The 19,340-nt window shown below is 51.1% G+C and carries 19 protein-coding genes and 4 tRNA genes; 2 read left to right on the forward strand and 21 right to left on the reverse strand.

Annotation, left to right across the window (positions count from 1 at the left end):
• From V5T57_RS11860 to V5T57_RS11910, 11 genes are all read right to left on the reverse strand, one after another.
• Positions 1-324 (reverse strand): GTP-binding protein (locus tag V5T57_RS11860; protein ID WP_332891435.1); only part of this gene is annotated, 324 nt, incomplete at its 3' end.
• A gap of 62 nt (positions 325-386) precedes the next feature.
• Positions 387-461: transfer RNA gene (locus V5T57_RS11865), tRNA-Thr, on the reverse strand.
• A gap of 88 nt (positions 462-549) precedes the next feature.
• Positions 550-623, reverse strand: a tRNA-Gly gene (locus V5T57_RS11870).
• A gap of 16 nt (positions 624-639) precedes the next feature.
• Positions 640-724, reverse strand: a tRNA-Tyr gene (locus tag V5T57_RS11875).
• Positions 725-946: 222 nt separating this feature from the next.
• Positions 947-1,498, reverse strand: a complete 552-nt coding sequence (locus V5T57_RS11880) for a helix-turn-helix domain-containing protein (RefSeq protein WP_332891436.1) — start codon at positions 1,496-1,498, stop codon at positions 947-949.
• Positions 1,499-1,627: 129 nt separating this feature from the next.
• Positions 1,628-3,163 carry a YifB family Mg chelatase-like AAA ATPase gene (locus V5T57_RS11885; protein WP_332891437.1) on the reverse strand — a complete coding sequence of 512 codons (1,536 nt, stop codon included), beginning with the start codon at positions 3,161-3,163 and terminating at the stop codon, positions 1,628-1,630.
• Positions 3,164-3,492: 329 nt separating this feature from the next.
• Entirely contained in the window at positions 3,493-4,923 is a 1,431-nt protein-coding gene (locus V5T57_RS11890; protein WP_332891438.1) for an aldehyde dehydrogenase family protein, read from the reverse strand.
• Between the two features lie 178 nt (positions 4,924-5,101).
• Positions 5,102-5,368, reverse strand: coding sequence for an accessory factor UbiK family protein (locus V5T57_RS11895; protein ID WP_332891439.1), 267 nt, complete (start codon positions 5,366-5,368; stop codon positions 5,102-5,104).
• Positions 5,369-5,388: 20 nt separating this feature from the next.
• A complete protein-coding gene (locus tag V5T57_RS11900; RefSeq protein WP_332891440.1) occupies positions 5,389-6,318 on the reverse strand; it encodes a U32 family peptidase in 930 nt (309 codons plus the stop codon).
• Positions 6,318-7,322 carry a ubiquinone anaerobic biosynthesis protein UbiU gene (ubiU, locus tag V5T57_RS11905; RefSeq protein WP_332891441.1) on the reverse strand — a complete coding sequence of 335 codons (1,005 nt, stop codon included), beginning with the start codon at positions 7,320-7,322 and terminating at the stop codon, positions 6,318-6,320. The genes V5T57_RS11900 and ubiU overlap by 1 nt, the downstream gene beginning before the upstream one ends.
• A gap of 135 nt (positions 7,323-7,457) precedes the next feature.
• A complete protein-coding gene (locus V5T57_RS11910) occupies positions 7,458-8,087 on the reverse strand; it encodes a UbiX family flavin prenyltransferase (protein ID WP_332891442.1) in 630 nt (209 codons plus the stop codon).
• A gap of 264 nt (positions 8,088-8,351) precedes the next feature.
• On the opposite strand from V5T57_RS11910, the gene V5T57_RS11915 reads away from it, so the two are divergent.
• Positions 8,352-9,317, forward strand: a complete 966-nt coding sequence (locus V5T57_RS11915) for a homoserine kinase (protein ID WP_332891443.1) — start codon at positions 8,352-8,354, stop codon at positions 9,315-9,317.
• A 66-nt stretch (positions 9,318-9,383) separates the two neighbouring features.
• Here V5T57_RS11915 and ychF read toward each other — a convergent pair whose 3' ends face one another.
• The 9 genes from ychF to V5T57_RS11960 form a co-directional block, all read right to left on the reverse strand.
• Positions 9,384-10,493: a redox-regulated ATPase YchF gene (gene ychF, locus V5T57_RS11920; RefSeq protein ID WP_332891519.1), complete on the reverse strand. Its 1,110-nt coding sequence runs from the start codon at positions 10,491-10,493 to the stop codon at positions 9,384-9,386.
• 312 nt (positions 10,494-10,805) lie between these two features.
• Positions 10,806-11,519 carry an aminoacyl-tRNA hydrolase gene (gene pth / locus V5T57_RS11925; protein ID WP_332891444.1) on the reverse strand — a complete coding sequence of 238 codons (714 nt, stop codon included), beginning with the start codon at positions 11,517-11,519 and terminating at the stop codon, positions 10,806-10,808.
• A gap of 87 nt (positions 11,520-11,606) precedes the next feature.
• Entirely contained in the window at positions 11,607-12,218 is a 612-nt protein-coding gene (locus V5T57_RS11930; RefSeq protein ID WP_332891445.1) for a 50S ribosomal protein L25/general stress protein Ctc, read from the reverse strand.
• Positions 12,219-12,333: 115 nt separating this feature from the next.
• On the reverse strand, positions 12,334-13,281 hold the full coding sequence (locus tag V5T57_RS11935) for a ribose-phosphate pyrophosphokinase (protein WP_332891446.1): 948 nt from the start codon (positions 13,279-13,281) through the stop codon (positions 12,334-12,336).
• 112 nt (positions 13,282-13,393) lie between these two features.
• A tRNA-Gln gene (locus tag V5T57_RS11940) sits at positions 13,394-13,468 on the reverse strand.
• Between the two features lie 101 nt (positions 13,469-13,569).
• On the reverse strand, positions 13,570-14,454 hold the full coding sequence (locus V5T57_RS11945) for a 4-(cytidine 5'-diphospho)-2-C-methyl-D-erythritol kinase (RefSeq protein WP_332891448.1): 885 nt from the start codon (positions 14,452-14,454) through the stop codon (positions 13,570-13,572).
• A gap of 3 nt (positions 14,455-14,457) precedes the next feature.
• A complete protein-coding gene (locus tag V5T57_RS11950; RefSeq protein WP_332891449.1) occupies positions 14,458-15,216 on the reverse strand; it encodes a hypothetical protein in 759 nt (252 codons plus the stop codon).
• A gap of 88 nt (positions 15,217-15,304) precedes the next feature.
• Entirely contained in the window at positions 15,305-16,999 is a 1,695-nt protein-coding gene (locus tag V5T57_RS11955) for a tetratricopeptide repeat protein (RefSeq protein ID WP_332891450.1), read from the reverse strand.
• Between the two features lie 289 nt (positions 17,000-17,288).
• Entirely contained in the window at positions 17,289-17,507 is a 219-nt protein-coding gene (locus tag V5T57_RS11960) for a hypothetical protein (RefSeq protein WP_332891451.1), read from the reverse strand.
• A gap of 198 nt (positions 17,508-17,705) precedes the next feature.
• On the opposite strand from V5T57_RS11960, the gene rpmB reads away from it, so the two are divergent.
• Positions 17,706-17,993, forward strand: a complete 288-nt coding sequence (rpmB, locus tag V5T57_RS11965; protein ID WP_332891452.1) for a 50S ribosomal protein L28 — start codon at positions 17,706-17,708, stop codon at positions 17,991-17,993.
• 150 nt (positions 17,994-18,143) lie between these two features.
• On the opposite strand, the gene V5T57_RS11970 is transcribed toward rpmB, so the two are convergent.
• Positions 18,144-19,334: a cofactor-independent phosphoglycerate mutase gene (locus V5T57_RS11970; protein ID WP_332891453.1), complete on the reverse strand. Its 1,191-nt coding sequence runs from the start codon at positions 19,332-19,334 to the stop codon at positions 18,144-18,146.
• Between the last annotated feature and the right edge of the window lie 6 nt (positions 19,335-19,340).

Genomic DNA, 19,340 nt, shown 5'->3' on the forward strand with positions numbered 1-19,340 from the left:
TGCACTCACAACCAGGATACCACCGTCCATCTGGGCGGCACCGGTGATCATGTTCTTGACATAGTCAGCGTGACCAGGGCAGTCAACGTGAGCGTAGTGACGATTCTCTGTCTCATACTCAACGTGGGCTGTTGCGATGGTGATCCCACGCTCGCGCTCTTCTGGGGCACCATCAATCTGATCATACGCCTGAAACTCGGCGCGACCTGCATCCGCCATCACCTTAGTGATCGCAGCAGTCAGCGTAGTCTTACCGTGGTCAACGTGGCCGATTGTGCCGATGTTGACGTGGGGCTTAGTACGTTCAAACTTTTCCTTAGCCATGCCGAATACTCCGGAATTTAAGCTGGTACATTGAGCCGAAGGCGTATGTGTCTTCTATAAAATGGAGCCCACGACCGGGATTGAACCGGTGACCTCTTCCTTACCAAGGAAGTGCTCTACCCCTGAGCTACGTGGGCGCAAGAGACGCCTGCGACAAACGAAAAAAACAAAACGGGTCCACTCTCTTTAAAGTACGTTACTAACCAAACCAGTAAAGCACCCTGTTGGAGCGGGAGAGGGGAATCGAACCCCCATGATCAGCTTGGAAGGCTGACGTTCTACCATTGAACTACTCCCGCGCAACAAGAGAAAAAATGGTGGAGGGGGAAGGATTTGAACCTTCGAAGGCTGAGCCGGCAGATTTACAGTCTGCTCCCTTTGACCACTCGGGAACCCCTCCATTTGGTAGAGGCGAAATGTATACCTCTATCTACTTCTCAGTGTCAAGAAAAATCCAAAAGAATTTTTACTTTATCAGCGACGCACCCCATGTTGCGGCAAAACAACCCGGCTTATCGCTACACTGTGTTGCGGAAGTCGGAGGATGTTAGCACTACAGGCTGTGGATGCAAAGCATGAAATGAAGCTTTTTTGAAAAAAATGAAAAGAATTGAAAAAGAACCTATTTTCCAGGGGCTTCTAATATAGTAACCAGACAACGCACGGGTTGCTTTCCTGGGTTACGGTACATATGAAAGACATTTCCACCAAACCGACCACTATCTCCAGGGACCAATTTTTTACACTCACCAGCCAACTCAAGCTCTAATTCACCCTCAAGGATATGAAGGTACTCTTCACTACCCGGTGGATGAGGCCGTCCTTCATACTGCGCCCCTGGCTGCAGAACGAATATCTGCTGAAAAAAGTGCAGTGCATTACCTGGAGAGACCACCACAGCTCGATAACGACCGTCCGCTGACTCGATCCAACGCATCTCCTGTGCAGGCACAACTTGAATGCGCTCCTCTTCCGTAACCAGGAGCTGATCAATACTCATACCCAACGCACTGGCAATTTTATACACCACAGCAAGAGAAGGATTTGCGTCGTCTTTTTCAACCGTGGCCAAAGTGGCACGAGGAATCTCTGCCATATCAGCCAAAGCTTGCTGGGTAAGCTTACGTTGCGAACGTAATTGACGAATGCGCATGCCGGCTAGATTACTGACCATGAAAACTGCGTCCTAGACCTAAGACAAGTTGATATAGAAACAATTTTGTTGATATATCACTTTTAACAGCTAAGGTACAGCTAAAACATCCTGAAAGCACCGAAACTTAGCGCCAATACACCTCATTATTTACCGATTGGCGGCACGATCTTTCATGGTCACCCGATATTGAATGGCCTCCGCCAAGTGCTGAGGGAGGATCTGTTTTTCACCTTCAAGATCGGCAATGGTCCTGGCCAGACGTTGAATACGATGGTAAGCACGGGCTGAGAAACCCAAGCGCTTCGCGGCATTGGAGAGTAACATCCGGCACGCTTCATCCAGAGGCGCCAAGAATTCCAGCTGCCTACCGGTTAAAACCGCATTGATATTTCCCGCCCCATTGCGCGTTAACTGAAGCTGACGCGCCCCCAGCACACGACGACGGACCAGATCCGACCCTTCCCCCCCCTCCCCTTCTGTAAGCGTCTCCCAATCCACTGCCGGCACCTCCAAGTGTAGATCAATTCGATCCAACAACGGACCAGACAGCCGCCCTTGATAGCGTTGAATTTCATCCGGTCGACAGGCACACCGGTTTTGACCATCCCCGAGGTGGCCACACGGACAGGGATTACACGCACAGACCAACTGGAAACGCGCAGGAAAGTGCGCAGAACGGCTAGCCCGTGAAATGGTGACATCCCCTGTCTCCAGAGGCTCTCTTAGCGCCTCTAGCACATTTCGCTTATACTCCGGCAACTCATCCAAAAACAGAACACCGTGATGCGCTAAACTCACCTCTCCTGGCTTAGGGTTCCCCCCTCCACCAACCAGCGCTACCGATGAAGCCGTGTGATGGGGGGACCGAAAAGGACGATGCGCCACCCAAGGTTGATTGGGATCTAAGCGACCTGATACCGAATAGACCGCAGAGACCTCCAACATTTCATCAACCGTCAATGGCGGCAATATGGAGATCAAGGCCCGCGCAAGCATGGACTTACCAGATCCAGGCGGACCACTCATTAAGATATTGTGACCGCCAGCCGCCACAATTTCTAATGCCCGTTTGGCATGCGCCTGACCTTTAATTTCTGAAAAATCAATGGATGCCTGCTCATGGCGTACATCGGACAACGGGTCTTGTTCCACGTAATAGGCAGAAAGCGGCTGCTCTCCCCGAAGATGGGCAACCAACTGGGCCAGATTTTCCACCGGAATAACAGTAACCCCCAGCACAAGCGCTGCCTCTTGCGCATTATCAGCAGGTACAATTAGCTGTGTATAACCTGCCTCTCTGGCGAGAAGGGCTGCAGGCATACAACCCGGAACCGGTTTAACCCGCCCATCCAGCGCAAGCTCTCCCAACAACAGAGTCTGTTTGAGTGCTTCCCCATCCACCCCTCCCATCGAGGCCAGCAACCCCATAGCCATGGGCAGATCGTACAGCGAACCACTTTTGGGCAAATTTGCGGGGGCCAAGTTAATGGTGATGCGCTTGGCGGGGATCTGCCAACCACCATTTTTTAACGCCGCACGCACGCGATCTTTGGCTTCACGCACAGCGCCTTCAGGCAAACCCACCATATTTAAGGAAGGCAAACCATTAGAGAGGTCCACCTCTACCTCAACAGGCCGGGCAGACACCCCTTCTAAGGCGATGCTATGTACCCGCGCTAACATGATTGGCCTAAGGCATATTGAAGACAAAATGGAATAAACACGGTAATGATCCTTAATAATCAACAAATACTAAAATGAACCACAGAGATTGACACAGTTACGGATATCCCAACAGAGTCACACCATGACCCTTGTGCTTACAAGCTGCCCACCCCTACGCATCCGCGACACCCACAGAACGATTCACCCAACATGAAATAAACACCCAACGTATCACATACCCAGAAAAATGTGATGCGCTTGCTTCACCACCGGTCATGTTCAGCCGGACCATAAAAAAGGCCACCCCTTGTGGGAGTGGCCTTTATACTTAAGTCCCAACGCGACAACTAACCCGCGTTATAGACCAGAACACGGGGCTCTAACATATCTTCCATCGCGTATTTAACCCCTTCACGCCCAAGCCCAGAGTCCTTCACACCACCATAGGGCATATTGTCGACCCGGAAACTGGGGACATCGTTATGAATAATGCCGCCAACCTCCAACTCATCCAACGCCTTAATCACCGTATCAAAGTCCTGTGTAAACAGGCCACATTGCAGACCAAAGCGAGAGTTGTTCACCAGGTGAAAAGCCTCTTCCATACTCTGCACGGGGGTTAAGGTCACAACAGGGCCAAAAGCTTCATCGGCATTGACGCGACACCCCTGATCGACCTCCTCCAAGATGGTTGCGGACATAGAGTTACCCGCCCCAACTGCAGCAACCGTGTTGCCCGAAACCAGCTCAGCACCTTGGTCCAAGGCCTCCTTAACCCACTCTTGCAGACGCTCAACATTGGCACGGTCAATCACAGGACCTAACGTTGTTGCGGCATCTAAGGGATCGCCAGAAACCAACGCTTCTGCTGCCTTTTTAAAGCGTGCACGGAATTCACCCATGACATCCTGATGCACAAAAATACGCTGCACAGAGATACACACCTGACCGCATTGATAAAATGCCCCCAGGACAGAACGTTGGATGAGATGGTCCCAATCCTTAATATTATGATCAATGATCAGCCCAGCATTACCCCCCAGCTCCAGCACCACTTTTTTCTTGCCCGCTTCTGCTTTCATTTTCCAACCCACCTCGGGTGAGCCCGTAAACGAGAGCAATTTGATGCGCTCATCCTCCACCAACATCTGACCTGCCGCACGGTTACACGGCACCACAGAAAAAGCTTTCAGCGGCCAGCCCGATTGTTCAATCACCTCAGCCATCATCAGTGCTGTGATGGGGGTCATGGAAGCTGGTTTTAAAACAACGGGGCAGCCAACCGCCAAAGCGGGGGCAATTTTATGAACCGCTAGATTCATCGGAAAATTAAAAGGGGCAATGGCTGAGACGACGCCAATGGGATACTTACGCACCATGGCACGACGCCCGGCCCCCATGGCATTAATGCCCAGATCGTAGGATTCCCCATAGATCCGCGTAGCTTCACCCACCGCAATGTCAAAGGTGGCCACAGCACGGGCAACTTCCAACTTGGACTCAGGAAGCGTCTTACCATTTTCCTGACTCAGTACCCTGGCGAATTCATCGGCACGTGCCTCAATACCATCTCGAATTTTTGCCAGACACGCCGCCCGCTCGTATGGCTGCATACGGCTGGTTTCTTCCAATGCATCCACCGCGGCATCTAGAGCACGATCGATTTCATTGGGGCCACACTGAGCGACACGATCCACCACTTCATTGTTATAGGGATTGATGACATCCAGTGTTTTATCGGTCTCAAGCCACTGACCAGCCACGTAGGCTTTTCTCATGGAACCTCTCCTATCCTTGCCCAATCAACATCCAGATTTCTGTAAGGGACACCGCCCTAAAACCATGCATGCATTATAGACATCTGACAAATGCCTGTCATTCCCACAAAAAAGCGCCCGGCTAAAAAAACCGGGCGCTTTCGATCAAGATTAAAAGCTCTTGAGTTTTATCAGAGCGTTAAGACTCGTCTGAGCTTTCACTATTTAGTTTTTTTTCCAGCTCTTCTACCCGCGCTTCCAAGGCATCAAGCTGAATACGGGCATTGGCGGCCATCTTCCGTGCCACTTCAAACTCATCACGGGTAACCAGATCAAAATGCTCTACGCCCTCACGTACCACTTCACGCACTTTGCGGATCATCTCCTCACGGGTTTCCCCAACCGAAGAGACCACACCCAAAACGTTTTGAGCAATACGATCAATAAAAGCGTTATCCAACTGCATAGTCTCTCTCCTGGAGCCGATCAAGCCAACTGTTCAGACTGCACCATACTGGCATCTACAAAATCGAGACCCGCCCGACCGTGGAAATAACCATTACAGAAATCCTGACCGTTATTCATGTCAATCAATTTGGTCCGGGCTTCTTGGCCAGAGATCTTACCCTCTGAGGCCTGTTTCCACAATGCCACAACTTCCACCATGTTTTTACTTTGCGGAGATAAACGGGCGATATCAACCCCCCCACTTGCCATGGCATCCATCTCATCGACCACGTTGAATACTTTATCCGACATGGTTTGAATACCATTTACCGTCAACAGAGGCTTGCCTTCCTGGGTACGCATCACCATACCATCGGCAAAATCACCACACTTATACTGACAGTTGGATTTTGGCAGGTTATACGCACGAGAGGTATAACAGCGGGCCGAGAAAGTCAGTGGAATTTTACCGTAAGCAAACAGCTCATACTCAGCAGGAACACTACTTTTGCGAATCATCATCGCAACGGTATCCATGGAGAGTTCCACAGGCATGACAATACGGTCCACACCAATGGTGGTGAGAAAATCGGCCGATTCTGGATTATAGGTGGTGATGTGTGGCCCCGCCACCGCAGGTTGCCCTTCCCCTACATAGAAGGCCGCCATATCGTTGGCCTCGTAGCGGATACCCAGATCCTTACATGCCGCGACAATATCCCGCAGAGCCTGTTGCTCAGGCTCGTTCATCACCAAACCCAAGGTTGAGAAGACCAACTCTTTGCCTGAAGATTTTAACTCTTCAGCCAATTTCACCATTTCATCTGGGGTAAGGTTGTAGCGCTTGGAGCAGACCACCTCACCGATGTAGAGAATATCGGCCTCGGTTTCAAAGGCCATCTTTTTATAAAAATCGCGGAAGCCGTTTTTGCCCCAATCAAACAGCACCGGTCCAATGGAGAGTTTCATTACTGCCAGTTCTCCTGATAGGTACCCAGGGTATGGGTAGCGCCCTCTGAGGTTTGGTTAAGTGTACGCAGCCAACTGCCCTTGGCCCGGAAACGATCCGGATTGGCGTAATAGGCATCCACCGCTTGACGCATGGTTTTAGTCACCGTCGAAACATAGGATTTGGTGCGCTGCCGGCCTTCAATTTTTAAGCTGGCCACACCTGCTTCAATCACCTCAGGCAACATCTCCAGGATATTAAGAGAGCTTGGCTCTTCCATCACATGGTAGATCTGGTCGTTGGCTTCAAAGCGCCCTTTGCAAATGGTCGGATAGGCTGCCTCCTCCCCTTCATCATACTCAGCAATGAGCACATCATTGAGTCGGGTTTGCAGCTTATCGCCTTGATTTTCAAACTGCACATGCCTAGCCGGTGAGCAGACCCCCTCAATGTTGGGTGAGACACCCGTCACATAAGAGGAGAGATAACAACGCCCTTCGGCCATGACACACAAACCACCAAAAGCAAAGACCTCAAGCTCCACATCTGTCTTTTCTTTCAAGGCGACAATTTCCGGCACAGTGAGCACACGGGGTAAGATAACCCGCTTGATATCAAAGTGCTTTTTATAGAAATTGACGGCTTCATAATTACTGGCTGAGGCCTGTACCGACAGATGCAAAGCCAAGTCTGGGTAGGTCTCATGGGCATACTTGAGCAGCGCCATATTGGCAACAATCAGTGCATTAGCGCCATGCTTGGCCGCCATATCCACCGTCTCATACCACTCTCTGGGGTTTTCGATCTGAGGGTAGGTATTAAGCACCACATTGGCTTTAGCACCGCGCTTATCACAATACTCAATACCTTCAATGGCCTCTTCTTCACTGAAGTTAAGGCCTTCAAAGTTTCGCGCATTGGTTGCGTTGCGAAAACCAAAATAAACGGCATCGGCTCCAGCATCTACCGCCGCTTTAAGCGAAGGAAGATTACCAGCCGGTGCAAGAACTTCGACTCTGTCCATGATACCTCGACAGCTGATTAACCAAACAGTTGTTACTCGTCGCCGCGCAAGTGTACGACAGCTACAGGCACGACACCAAAGGCGGATTGGAAACAATGGTAACAAACCATCCCCAACCCCACGCCCAAAAAGTTTTTAACCGCCCCAACGGGGGGTCTGGCGCATGGGCACACCAAGATGATCCATAATACGCGCCACTATAAAATCCACCATATCATCCACACTCTGAACGCCATGGTAAAAGCCAGGCATGGCGGGCATCATCACCGCCCCCATACGGGTAAGCTTGAGCATGTTTTCCAGATGAATTTCCGACAGAGGCGTCTCACGGGGTACCAAAATGAGTTTACGTCGCTCTTTTAATGCCACATCGGCGGCCCGCTCAATGACATTATCCGATAAACCGTTGGCAATCGCGGCCAAGGTTCCCATAGAGCAAGGGCAGATCACCATGGGGCGGTTACCTGAAGAACCGGATACCTCAGGGCAAAACCAATCATCACGCCGCAAATATTTCAGTCGGCCACCCGCATTGGGAAAGTGAGCATCCAACCGAGCTTGAAGATCGGCATTTTCCTCTCTAAGCTCCAACCCAACCTCATGAGTAATCACATCCTGAGCGGCACGGGTAATAACCACATTGACCCGCTGCCCTTCGGCAAGCAACCGTTCAATCAAACGCAAACCATAGATGGCACCAGAGGCACCTGTCAGAGCAACAAGAACCGGATATTTCGGTTTTTCATGAACATGGGCACTGGACATGCTAACCTCCTCAAATGGGTTACCCTACTGCTTAAAGACCTTTCAGGCTGGGTGTCAGTTCACCTTTTCCTTAGCTAAGGTCGATTTTTTAGGTTTAAACACACCTTCAGTTTACCCTAAGCTGCGGGTAGGGATCGAACGGAAATCCCATGAAAATGCCATGACAGTTTTGGTCCTTCATGTCATACCTGAATGACCATAAGACGCCAAACTTCAAAAAACAACAAAGGCGTCTAGAAATACCTTTATCAGGGGGGATTTAGCATGTCGGTATACACCACCATTGATCTGGCGGAACTCACCCCATTTTTGGCACGCCATGATATTGGTGACCCTTTAAACCTGGAAGGCATCAGTGAAGGGGTCGTCAACACCAACTACCGTCTTACTACCAGCCGAGGCATCTACATTCTTACCTTGGTAGAGAGCGGCCAGAGTGACTACCTTCCTTGGATGTTAGCTTTATTGGCGCACTGCCGGGAACGTGGCCTGCCCTGCCCTTTACCCATTGCCGATCACAACGGCCAAATTCTGCACACCCTCAAAGCACTCCCCACCACCCTGGTCAGCTTTTTGGATGGCTCTTCACCTGAAGCCCCGACACCCGGACAAGCTTGGCAGGTAGGCCGCTTATTAGCACGACTGCACCATAGCGCTCAGAGTTTTGATTATCCACGACAAAACCCCTTAGGCCCACCGGAATGGGGCGCGATTTTAAGTCAGCTCACGCCTCTACTGACACAAGATCAGGAGATACAAACGCTCCTACAAAAAACCTTAAATGAGAGTGAAACGGTTCTATTTTGCCATAAAACGCTGCCTATGGGTATTGGTCATGCCGATCTTTTTCCAGATAACACACTTTTTGATGGTGAAGTACTGACCGGCGCCATTGATTTTCATTATGCCTGCACCCTTCCCTGGATTTATGATCTGGCGATCACGCTCTGTGCTTGGGGCTTTGATGAAACCGGCGAACCTCTGCCTAAGATGCTCAAAGAGGTCTGGCGTGGTTATGCAGAAGCACGCCCTATTGATCCTGAAGAGTTGGCAATACTACCGATGGCCATGCGTGCGGCAGCCCTACGCTTTACCTTAACCCGCATGCGAGATTTTCATTTTCCCCGTCCAGGAGATCAGGTCACTCGCAAAGATCCTGAGCCTTTTCTCCGACGTTTACGCTGGTTGGATGAAAATCCCAAACTCATCCGCTCCTTAGGGCGTGAGTAAATCGCTTAAAGCATCCACAAAAAAACCCGCCTGACTGGCGGGTTTTTTTGTGTGAACATCAGATTATTAAACATTAAAGCGGAAATGCATCACATCCCCATCCGACACCCGGTACTCTTTACCTTCCAAACGCAATTTGCCTTTTTCTTTGGCCCCAGCTTCACCATTACAGCTGATAAAGTCATCATAACTGGTCACTTCCGCACGGATAAAACCTTTTTGGAAGTCGGTGTGAATCACTCCAGCCGCCTCTGGTGCAGTCGCCCCATTTTTCACAGTCCAGGCCCGCACCTCTTTAACCCCTGCTGTAAAATAGGTTTGCAACCCTAAGAGTTTGTAAGCACCACGGATCAAACGATCTAAGCCTGACTCTTCCAGCCCCAGGTCCTCCAAAAATGCCGACTTTTCTTCACCCTCAAGCTCAGCAATTTCAGCTTCAATGGATCCACACAGCGCCACCACTTCCGCAGCTTCATCTTGCGCATGCTCACGCACCCTATCCACCAAAGGGTGCTGACCCGCTGTCTGAGCATCGGCCACCAGATCTTCAGAGACATTGCAAAGGTAAAGCACCGGCTTATTGGTTAGGAAGAAGAGCTCTGCCAGGGTGGCTTGCTCTTCTTTGCTTAAATCCAAGCTACGCATGGCTTTGCCATCATTAAAGCCCGCCATCACTTTTTCAAGTGCAGCGGCTTGAATTTTGGCCTCTTTTTCACCACTTTTGGCTTTTTTAATGACCGTGGCATAACGTTTTTCAGCCGTGGTCATATCTGCCAAAATCAGCTCGGTATCAATAATCTCAATATCCCTAAGCGGATCGATCGAGTCGGCCACATGGGTGATATCATCATCTTCAAAACAGCGGACCAAATGCACAATCGCATCCACTTGGCGGATGTGACCTAAAAACTGGTTACCCAGCCCCTCCCCTTTACTGGCCCCTTCCACCAAGCCAGCAATATCCAAAAACTCCATGGTGGTGGGCAGTACTTTTTGGGGGTTTACAATCTTTGCCAGAGCATCCAAACGAGGGTCAGGAATAACCACCACCCCAACATTGGGCTCAATGGTGCAAAACGGATAGTTGGCCGATTCGGCTCCAGCAGCAGTGAGCGCGTTGAAGGTGGTGGATTTACCAACGTTGGGTAGACCGACGATGCCGCATTGCAGAGCCATGTTAATATCCTTATCTCGTACAGTGAACGAGTGAGAAGATTTAAGGGTGTTTGAGAGAATAGTTTTCTCTCCACGATCTAGAACCTCTGGTAGAAGATCTCCATCAGCCAGAGCGGTTCTAGGTGCCAACAGCGTACCTGCTGACACGGCGTGGTCTAAGCCGCTTAACCGTGACTTAGCCATGGCGGTGATACCGACCGCCCATTCGGTTCAAACCAGGGCACGCATAGCCCCTATGGTGATATAGGTAGACGGATTAGACGTGGTCAACACCACAACCATCCAAGCGAGGCACCCCCTCACCAAAATAGATTACTCAACCCCATCCTTGGCTTTTTCAAAAGCCTGAGCCAGTGCTGAAAGCTCTTTTTTAGGTGTGGCCAGCTCTTTTGTAGCCTCATCCCCTTCGGGCTTTACGGGCTTTTTCTTTTTCTCTTTGGGCGGATGCGCAGGGTTGATGGCTCGAGCCAGACGGTTCATCGCATCTGGCAGATTGCCCGCTTGAAAAGAGGCCAAACAGTGCCGCGACAACGCCTGTAGAACAGGCATAACACCATCCCGTTCCTCTTTGGTAAAGTGGGCCAGCACATATTTAGCCGGGTCCCACTTGGCGGGCGGACGTCCGATACCCAAGCGAATCCGCACAAAGTCTGCCGTTCCAAGATGCTGCTGGATTGACTTTAAGCCATTGTGCCCGCCATGGCCGCCCCCCACCTTCATTTTAATCTTACCCAAGGCAAGATCCATATCATCGTGGAAGACAACAACCTGGGCAGGTTCAATATTATAATACCGCGCAGCCTCGCCCACCGATTCACCCGAAAGGTTCATGTAGGTTTCCGGCATGAGCCAATAGACCTTCTCGCCATTCACAACCCCAGAACCAAACCGCCCCTTAAAGCGGGAGCTGGCTGAGCTTAACGGATAATCATCACGGATAATATCTATGGCATCCCAGCCCAAATTATGCCGGGTATCACGGTATTTATCACCAGGGTTGCCCAAACCAACCAATAGGATGGCCATGACCATACCTCCCCAAACAGCAGAACGGGGAGCGCAAATACGCCCCCCGCCCCTTTGATCACTTCAACCGTCGAACAGATAAAGAGATTAGGCCTCTTCACTCTCTTCTTCGGCATCATCTTCTGAAGCAACTTCTTCACCTTTAACACCCACCATCGCAACCACGGTGAAGTTAACATCGGTGAAGACTCTGGAACCCTCAGGCAGATCGATATCATCAATGTGTACCGATCTACCGATATCCAGTGCAGAGCAGTCCACCTGAATCTGGGTAGGAATGTTACCGGCTTTACACTGAATTTCCAGCTCGTGACGAACGATCTGGATGATACCACCACGCTTCAGGCCAGGTGCATCAATCTCATTAACCACATGCACAGGTACACGAACCATGATCAGCTTGTCGGCATCCAGACGCAGGAAGTCAACATGCTCAGGCATATCGGTCACAGGGTGACGCTGAATACCACGGACCAGAACCTTCTCAACGTTGCCGTCAATGCTCAGCTCATGGGGGGTAATGAACAGGGTTGCACCTAAACCGGCGATGGACACACTGAACGAGTTCAGTTCCATATCCAGGTTCACGTTCTCTTTGCCAGCTCCATAAAGCACAGCAGGAATACGGCCCTGTTGACGCAGCTTACGGGCCACCCCCTTGCCGAGCCCTTCACGCGTCACGGTATCAAATTTTGCCATTGTTCTTTTCCTTATTCTTCAAAATGGTACATCGTTTTATCACGCGACAGTCGACCTCCAGGGGTGTCGAAAAGCCCTTGATAAAACCCACAAACAGCATCGTGTGATGCTGAGATTAAACAAATAGAGAGCTGACCGATTCGGCATCCGAGATACGTCGAATTGCTTCACCCAGCAGATTAGCCACCGTGTGCACTTCAATCTTGTCACACTCCCGTCCACGCTCTGAGAGGCGGATGGTATCGGTAATCATAAAGTTGCTGATGGCTGATTTCTCAATACGCTCAATGGCTGGCCCAGATAGTACACCGTGGGTACAAGCAGCATGAACCGAGTTTGCACCTTGGGCCAACAACGCATTGGCCGCCGCACACATGGTACCGGCGGTATCCACCATATCATCCACAATTAGACAATCTTTGCCTTCAATGTCACCAATGATGTGGTGAATCTCAGCCACGTTCGGTGCAGGGCGCCGTTTATCGATAATGGCCAGTTCCACATTTAAGCGTTTGGCATAGCCACGGGCACGGACCACACCACCCACATCTGGCGAGACCACAACCACATCCGCCAAGCCTTTATTGCGGATAGCCTCCAGCAAAACAGGAGAAGCGTACAGGTTGTCCACCGGCATATTAAAGAAGCCTTGGATCTGACCTGCGTGAAGATCCAGCGTCAGCGTGCGCTCAACACCAGCGGCTTCCAACAAGTCCGCAACCAATTTGGCGGTGATGGGTGTACGCCCAGCCTCTTTACGATCTTGACGTGCATAGCCGTAATAAGGGATCACTGCCGTGATGTGCCCAGCTGATGCACGGCGGAGAGCATCCACCATGATCAACAGCTCCATCAAATTGGCATTGGTTGGGGCGGATGTCGGTTGCACGATAAAGACATCCCGACCACGAACATTCTCATCAATCTGGACAAAGATTTCACCATCAGAGAAACGACGAACGGTCACCTCCCCTAAGGTCGTACCCAGATAGTCGGAGATACGTTCTGCCAACTCAGGATTGGAAGTGCCAGAGAAAATACGCATTTTCTGATGGAGGCTCATGAGAACTCACCGGAAGAGGAAGCTGGAAATACTGTTCAGTACCCAACCGAACAGCTACCGCCCAGAAAAAGAAAAGAGTGCCCCAGTATACCGGTGACACTCCTGTCTTAAATGGCTGGGTCGCCAGGATTCGAACCTGGGAATGCCGGAATCAAAATCCGGTGCCTTACCGCTTGGCGACGACCCATCAAATACGTTTCTAAGCTTTCCATTTTGGAAACGGACGTCATTATATCGCTCTGTCACACAAATGCAATCTTCTTTTTGAAAATGACTCACATTTTCTTGTTAAACCCGACCGTAAAGAACGTGTTCAACTTGAATTCCACCTTCAATTACAACCCACTGGGCATATTTGTCTTGAAGATTCTTTTGAGCCTCAAGCGCCTTCACCTTACTGTCAAACACCCCAAAACAGGTCGCACCACTACCCGACATACATACGCCACTGGCCCCAACCCCTGTCAAAGCATCCAACACGGTCCCGACTTCCGGACAAAGTGCCATGGCCACCGTCTGCAGATCATTTTCAAGCTGCTCAACCCGCTCAATACCCTGCTGGGCCCACTGCTGGGCAGCACCAGGGGTCGAATAGACCCCTTGCACATGGGCCGCGTGGGCCTTGAACACCTCAACCGTAGAGAGCTCTAAACCTGGGTTTACAATCACCACATGCCAGTCTGGTAAACTTTTGATGGGCGTGAGTTGCTCACCAATGCCCTCCGCTAAAGCGGCCTGCTGAAAAAGGAAAATAGGCACATCCGCACCTAGACCAACCCCAATGTCACGTAATGTGGGGTTGTCTACCCCCAACTGCCACAGCTGGTTCAAGGCCAACAGAGTGGTTGCACAATCTGAAGACCCCCCACCCAGCCCTGCCCCATGGGGAATATGCTTCTGCACATGAATACGCACCCCTTGCCTGACCCCATACCGCGTTTTTAAAAGCTGTGCAGCCTGATAGACCAGATTTTCAGACATCTCTGCGGTCACGGCCGGTGTGCATGTAAGTTCGATGCGATCATGGTCCAAAAGCTCAAAGGTAAGCAGATCATACAGCGGAAAATAGACCATAACGGTCTCTAACAAATGATAACCATCGGCCCGACGCCCCACCACACGTAACGTCAGGTTCAGCTTAGCAGGGGCCTCATAAACAACCGTAGGGGACATGCTTTACTCCTGCTTAAGCGGCCAAAACTCTTTAAAGACTGTTTTGGGGTAGGCAACACGCCAAGATACGGGACCCGGCTTACCACCCAAGCGCCAACGTTTAGCCGACAAGCTTAAGCGACTACTCTCACCCACCCTTACTTCGATACGGTCAGGGGTCAAATGTTGACGCGGCTGCGCATCATCATCCCACTGGTAACGCACATGGAAGGGTAAACCAGGACGCACCATACCCCAGCGTTCAAGGGGGCGCCCATCCTCTGGGGCAATTCGGATCCGGTCACTGCCTTTACCCTGCAGCCAGTAATTTCCATCAATCTTCTGCCAGCTCCAATGACTCTCTAAGGAGGTCAACCCCAACAGCATGCGGACAAGATGTTGAGGGGGAATTTCTAAGCCTGTAAAGTGGGCCATACCATCGCGGTTAGCAGGCACCCGCTCCACTTCAAGCCGGTCAGGCAACACCCGCTCCAGCCACAGCGCACTCACCCACACCTCCATCGCCAATTGCCGGAAAGGCCCATAGGCTTGCAAACGCATACGCTGCAGGCCATCCCCTTGGATACGCACTCGGCTGCTGCGTCCTTCTGTGGCATTTTCCATACGCATCACCCCATCAACCCGCCAGGGACCACGTACCGAATTTCTGAGGCGAATCTGCCAATTACGCGCTTGATCAAACGCGTGCCACCGCAGACTTTCGCTCTCTAAAAGCGTTGAAGGCTTGGAGGCACAGCCACTTAACCCAAGCATGATAGACAAAAGCGGGATCCACAACGGGATCCCGCCCAAAGGCACAACCAACTTTTTCAACATGAGTAACCCTGGCGTTACCGCCATGCTCGCCCCATCAAGGCAGCTTCAAATGGCGTAACTTCTCCTTGAGTTTGTCGTTATCCGGATTGATCTTCAGGGATTTTTTCCAAAAGTTGGCGGCTTCTTTATTGCGTCCGACAGCTTTGAGCACATCCCCAAGATGTTCCACGATGGTAGCATCATCCGGCTGTAGGCGCACGGCCTCCCGCATGGTGTGAACCGACTCATCCAAGCGATTCATACGGAACAACACCCAACCCAGGCTATCGGTAATAAAGCCATCACCCGGTGCCAGTTTGGCCGCCTTCTTCAGCAGCCGAAGGGAGTCCTCCAAGTTTTCATTCCGGTCTGCCCAGGTATACCCCAGATAGTTGAGGGCGTGGGCATCGTTGGGATTAACCTTGATATAGGCTTCCAAGTCGGCTTCAGCAGCCTTCCACCGCCCCAGTTTGTCGTAGGCCATGGCTCGGTTGAAGAGAAAACGGGACTCATCGGGATCCAACAACAACCCTGCGCGGGTTGTCACGATCACTTTTTCATACTGATCTGTCTGCAGCTGCAGAAAATTAAGCGCCAACATTACATCCACACGCTTAGGATGGGACTTGTGCAGATTTTCAACAATCTGCACCCCTTCCATCTCACGGCCTAGATCCGATTGCAGATAAGCCACACGAATCTGTGATTCTGGATAGAACGTTTGGCCGGGCTGCACCTTTGCATACTCAATAACGGCCTCGTCATCCCGCTTAAGAGACTCCAACGCCTGCCCCAGATAGTAGCGAATGCTCGGGTTATCCGGCTGCTGCACCTCGGCAAGGCGCAAGGCCTCCAAGGCTTCTTCAAAGCGCTCTTGAGAGAGCAGTATAAAGGCACTACTCAGGTGAGCCTGCACACTGCTTGGCGCCAATTTTTGAAGATTGGTAAAAACCGCCAGAGCCCCCTCTCGGTCATCCACATTTAACAGCAAGCGACCAAGACGGGTATGCACCACTTGACTGCCAGGGTGCTCCTCAAGATAGGCCCGGTAAATGGTCTCTGCTTCTTGACTCTTTTTCAGATCTTGTAGCACAGAGCCCAATGCCAACGTGGGCTCCAGCTGTTCTGGGGCCAGATCACGGGCACGTGTAAATGAAACAAGGGCCTGGTTTAGATCTTTTTGGTGTAACCAAGCACGCCCAACGGCCAGCTCTGCCCGCCACCCCATAAGAGGGTGGGCAAAGAGCTCTTCAACCACAGCGGACGACTCTGCTGCACGCCCTACCCGCCCCAGCAGTTGTGCTAAAACCAGCCGTACACCACTCTTGTTAGCATCCTGCTTTAGGATCGACTCATACTGCACAACAGCTTCAGGATAGCGTTTAAGTGCGCGTAGAATACGCGCCAGGGTGCTTCGGGCCAGTTCATGATTGGGGGCTTGATCAACAACCTTGCGGGCATGGATCAGCGCTTTTTTGAAATCACTGCGTTGCATGGCCAGACGGGCCACCATCACACGCGACTCTAACGCGGTCGGGTCACTATCCACCACACTGGTAAAGGCTGTTTCAGCCCCTTTCCAATTATGGTCACGCAGCATCATATGCCCCACCAAAAAGCTGTAACTGGCCGTCATATTCGCCAAACGCTCTTCTGGGGTATAGTAATGTACGGCTTTTTTTATCTTGTCGGGTGCGCCTGCGGCATCAGACTGGGAGAGACCCCCTTCCACAGCCCAGGTGCATCCCACCAGTCCCAACACTACCAGGGAACTGATTGCACTAATCGTTTTCAACCGATGTTTTTTCACGGTATGTACCAATCGCAGGGTCTGTTGGTGCTGTGGCGATTAAACCACACACCGGTTTCATCCATGAGAAGTAGGCTCTTTTCCATTGGCCCTCCTTCTCTGTTTCGACCATTTTTTGCAAACCCTTAATCTACTCTCTCTCTTTTTTAGTCATTCGGACCCAAAAAACGTTGCGTCAAAGGCCCTTTTTTACGGCAATTCCCGGCTCTTAAGGCTTATTTTCTTTTTTTTAGAGCGGCAAACCAGCCTCTTCAGCACTTAATCCATCTACCTCTTGCAGCAAATCTTGAGCGTTAATGTTGTACATACGCACCACATCACTCAAGGTATCCACCTGGGATGCAAGACAGCAGGCACATTCGATCCCTCGCTTTGCCAAAGCATCCTCCAATCCAGGATATTGCGCCATCAACTGAGAAACACTCTTCTTTTTAGGCACTTCTGACATCGCATCTTTCCTTTTATGCCGTTGGGCATTGCGGCTACACCCCAGTGTTTGGCCATTTTTTTTGGCCATTTCACTGTTTTGATACCTCTTTGCCACATTCCGTGCTTGTCATGCACCCTTCCTTTATATATAATTTCGCGCTTCCTGATAAGGATGAATCTTGACTTGATCAAGTCGACACATAGAAGGAGCCGCGCCGTGGCACGTAAAAAAACTCTGGGTGGCAAAGCCCCCCAAGCTGGTAACAAAGTCTCCCACTCCCAACGCAAAACCCGTCGGAAGTGGATGCCTAACATTCAGACCAAAGCACTTTGGAGCATGGCTCTAGGTCAGTCTGTCAAAGTCACCATTTCCACCAGCGCCCTGCGCTCTGTGGACAATGCGGGTGGTTTGGACAACTACCTGCTCAAGACCTTGCCTTCTGAACTGACCCCTTCCATGCGTAAGGTGGCCCGTCAGATCCGCGAGCGTAAAATCGCTGCCTAAGCTTGACCCTCCCTTAGGGGAGTGGCGTTTTAACGGCGCGACTGCTGTATTTAAAAGCCCTTGGGTATATGCCCAAGGGCTTTTTTTATCCGTGCAAGCTTGGCATAAAAAAACCGACCCTAACACTTAAGGGCCAGCTTTTTATGCGTATTACGAACGGAGCATATCAGCCATCATATCAATACCCGGATCATAAGAGACACTACCTTTTTCCAGCAGGTTCTCATCATAGGCCCTATTCTCATCCGGCTTAATGCCCGTCCCACACATCGCAAAGGGAACAGGGTTCATATTATGGGTCTTGGTATCCACAGGTGTGGGATGATCTGGCAAAGCCACGGCCCGGTAGGCCCCTTGAGCTTCAAGATAGGTCAGTACAGGCCCAACAATTTTGGCGTCAAAGTCTTCAATCGCCTGGATTTTATAATCCATACGGCCCGCATGGCCAGACTCATCCGGAGACTCGACATGCACAAAGACCAGATCATGCCGCTTTAGGGCATCCATACAGGCGTTGGCTTTTCCCACATAGTCGGTATCGATCCAACCCGTTGCACCAGGCACCACAATATTTTCAAAATCGATACAGTTGGCGATACCGCGCATAAGATCCACAGCCGTAATCATGGCACCACTTTTACCAAAGCGATCTTTAAAATGTGCCAACTGCGGGCGGTAGCCGTGCCCCCACAACCATATACTATTGGCTGGAGCCTTACCTTCCGCCTCGCGCTTTTTATTGACGGGGTGATCCGCAAGAATCTCACGGGAATCCATCATCAAAGCGCGGATGGGGTCCGCATCCGGCCCAGAAGGTAGATGATCGGCGATTTCCTTATCAGAGATATCATGAGGGGGGCGGCACTTTAGGTCTACCCGCCCACCCCGCCACACCAACAGATGCCGATAGCTGACACCAGGGTGGAACTCAAACGCTGAACTACCCAACTTTTCATCCAGAGTTTTAATGAGTTCAGCAGCCTCTTCACTGGTAATATGCCCCGCTGAAAAATCAGCCATGATGCGATAATCACTGGACAAAGAGACCATATTACAGCGGAAGGCCACATCACCATCACGCAGCTCAACCCCCATAGCAGCGGCTTCCAGGGGAGAGCGCCCGCTGTAACTCTCTCTTACGTCATACCCTAAGACCCCAAGGTTGGCCACATCACTACCGGGCTCAAAGCCATCCGGTGTGTTACGACTCCAGCCACCAACCCCCTCTTTAACCATACGATCTAAATTGGGGGTTTTGGCCACCATTAAAGGGGTTTGGCCATCTAAAGCGGCAATGGGATCATCACTCATACCATCACCAAGAAACACCACATACTTCATGCGGAC

This window comes from Magnetococcus sp. PR-3, from assembly GCF_036689865.1.
Taxonomy (GTDB): Bacteria; Pseudomonadota; Magnetococcia; order Magnetococcales; family Magnetococcaceae; genus Magnetococcus.

What these genes read in the sequence shown, in the direction of transcription:
- V5T57_RS11915 (WP_332891443.1), top strand. Translation starts at nt 8,352, where the DNA reads ATGTCGGTATACACCACCATTGATCTGGCGGAACTCACCCCATTTTTG.
- V5T57_RS11960 (WP_332891451.1), bottom strand. Translation starts at nt 17,507, where the DNA reads ATGTCAGAAGTGCCTAAAAAGAAGAGTGTTTCTCAGTTGATGGCGCAA.
- V5T57_RS11945 (WP_332891448.1), bottom strand. Translation starts at nt 14,454, where the DNA reads ATGTCCCCTACGGTTGTTTATGAGGCCCCTGCTAAGCTGAACCTGACG.
- V5T57_RS11895 (WP_332891439.1), bottom strand. Translation starts at nt 5,368, where the DNA reads ATGCAGTTGGATAACGCTTTTATTGATCGTATTGCTCAAAACGTTTTG.
- V5T57_RS11900 (WP_332891440.1), bottom strand. Translation starts at nt 6,318, where the DNA reads ATGAAACTCTCCATTGGACCGGTGCTGTTTGATTGGGGCAAAAACGGC.
- V5T57_RS11930 (WP_332891445.1), bottom strand. Translation starts at nt 12,218, where the DNA reads ATGGCAAAATTTGATACCGTGACGCGTGAAGGGCTCGGCAAGGGGGTG.
- V5T57_RS11935 (WP_332891446.1), bottom strand. Translation starts at nt 13,281, where the DNA reads ATGAGCCTCCATCAGAAAATGCGTATTTTCTCTGGCACTTCCAATCCT.
- V5T57_RS11880 (WP_332891436.1), bottom strand. Translation starts at nt 1,498, where the DNA reads ATGGTCAGTAATCTAGCCGGCATGCGCATTCGTCAATTACGTTCGCAA.
- ychF (WP_332891519.1), bottom strand. Translation starts at nt 10,493, where the DNA reads ATGGCTCTGCAATGCGGCATCGTCGGTCTACCCAACGTTGGTAAATCC.
- V5T57_RS11970 (WP_332891453.1), bottom strand. Translation starts at nt 19,334, where the DNA reads ATGAAGTATGTGGTGTTTCTTGGTGATGGTATGAGTGATGATCCCATT.
- V5T57_RS11890 (WP_332891438.1), bottom strand. Translation starts at nt 4,923, where the DNA reads ATGAGAAAAGCCTACGTGGCTGGTCAGTGGCTTGAGACCGATAAAACA.
- ubiU (WP_332891441.1), bottom strand. Translation starts at nt 7,322, where the DNA reads ATGGACAGAGTCGAAGTTCTTGCACCGGCTGGTAATCTTCCTTCGCTT.
- V5T57_RS11885 (WP_332891437.1), bottom strand. Translation starts at nt 3,163, where the DNA reads ATGTTAGCGCGGGTACATAGCATCGCCTTAGAAGGGGTGTCTGCCCGG.
- pth (WP_332891444.1), bottom strand. Translation starts at nt 11,519, where the DNA reads ATGGCCATCCTATTGGTTGGTTTGGGCAACCCTGGTGATAAATACCGT.
- V5T57_RS11910 (WP_332891442.1), bottom strand. Translation starts at nt 8,087, where the DNA reads ATGTCCAGTGCCCATGTTCATGAAAAACCGAAATATCCGGTTCTTGTT.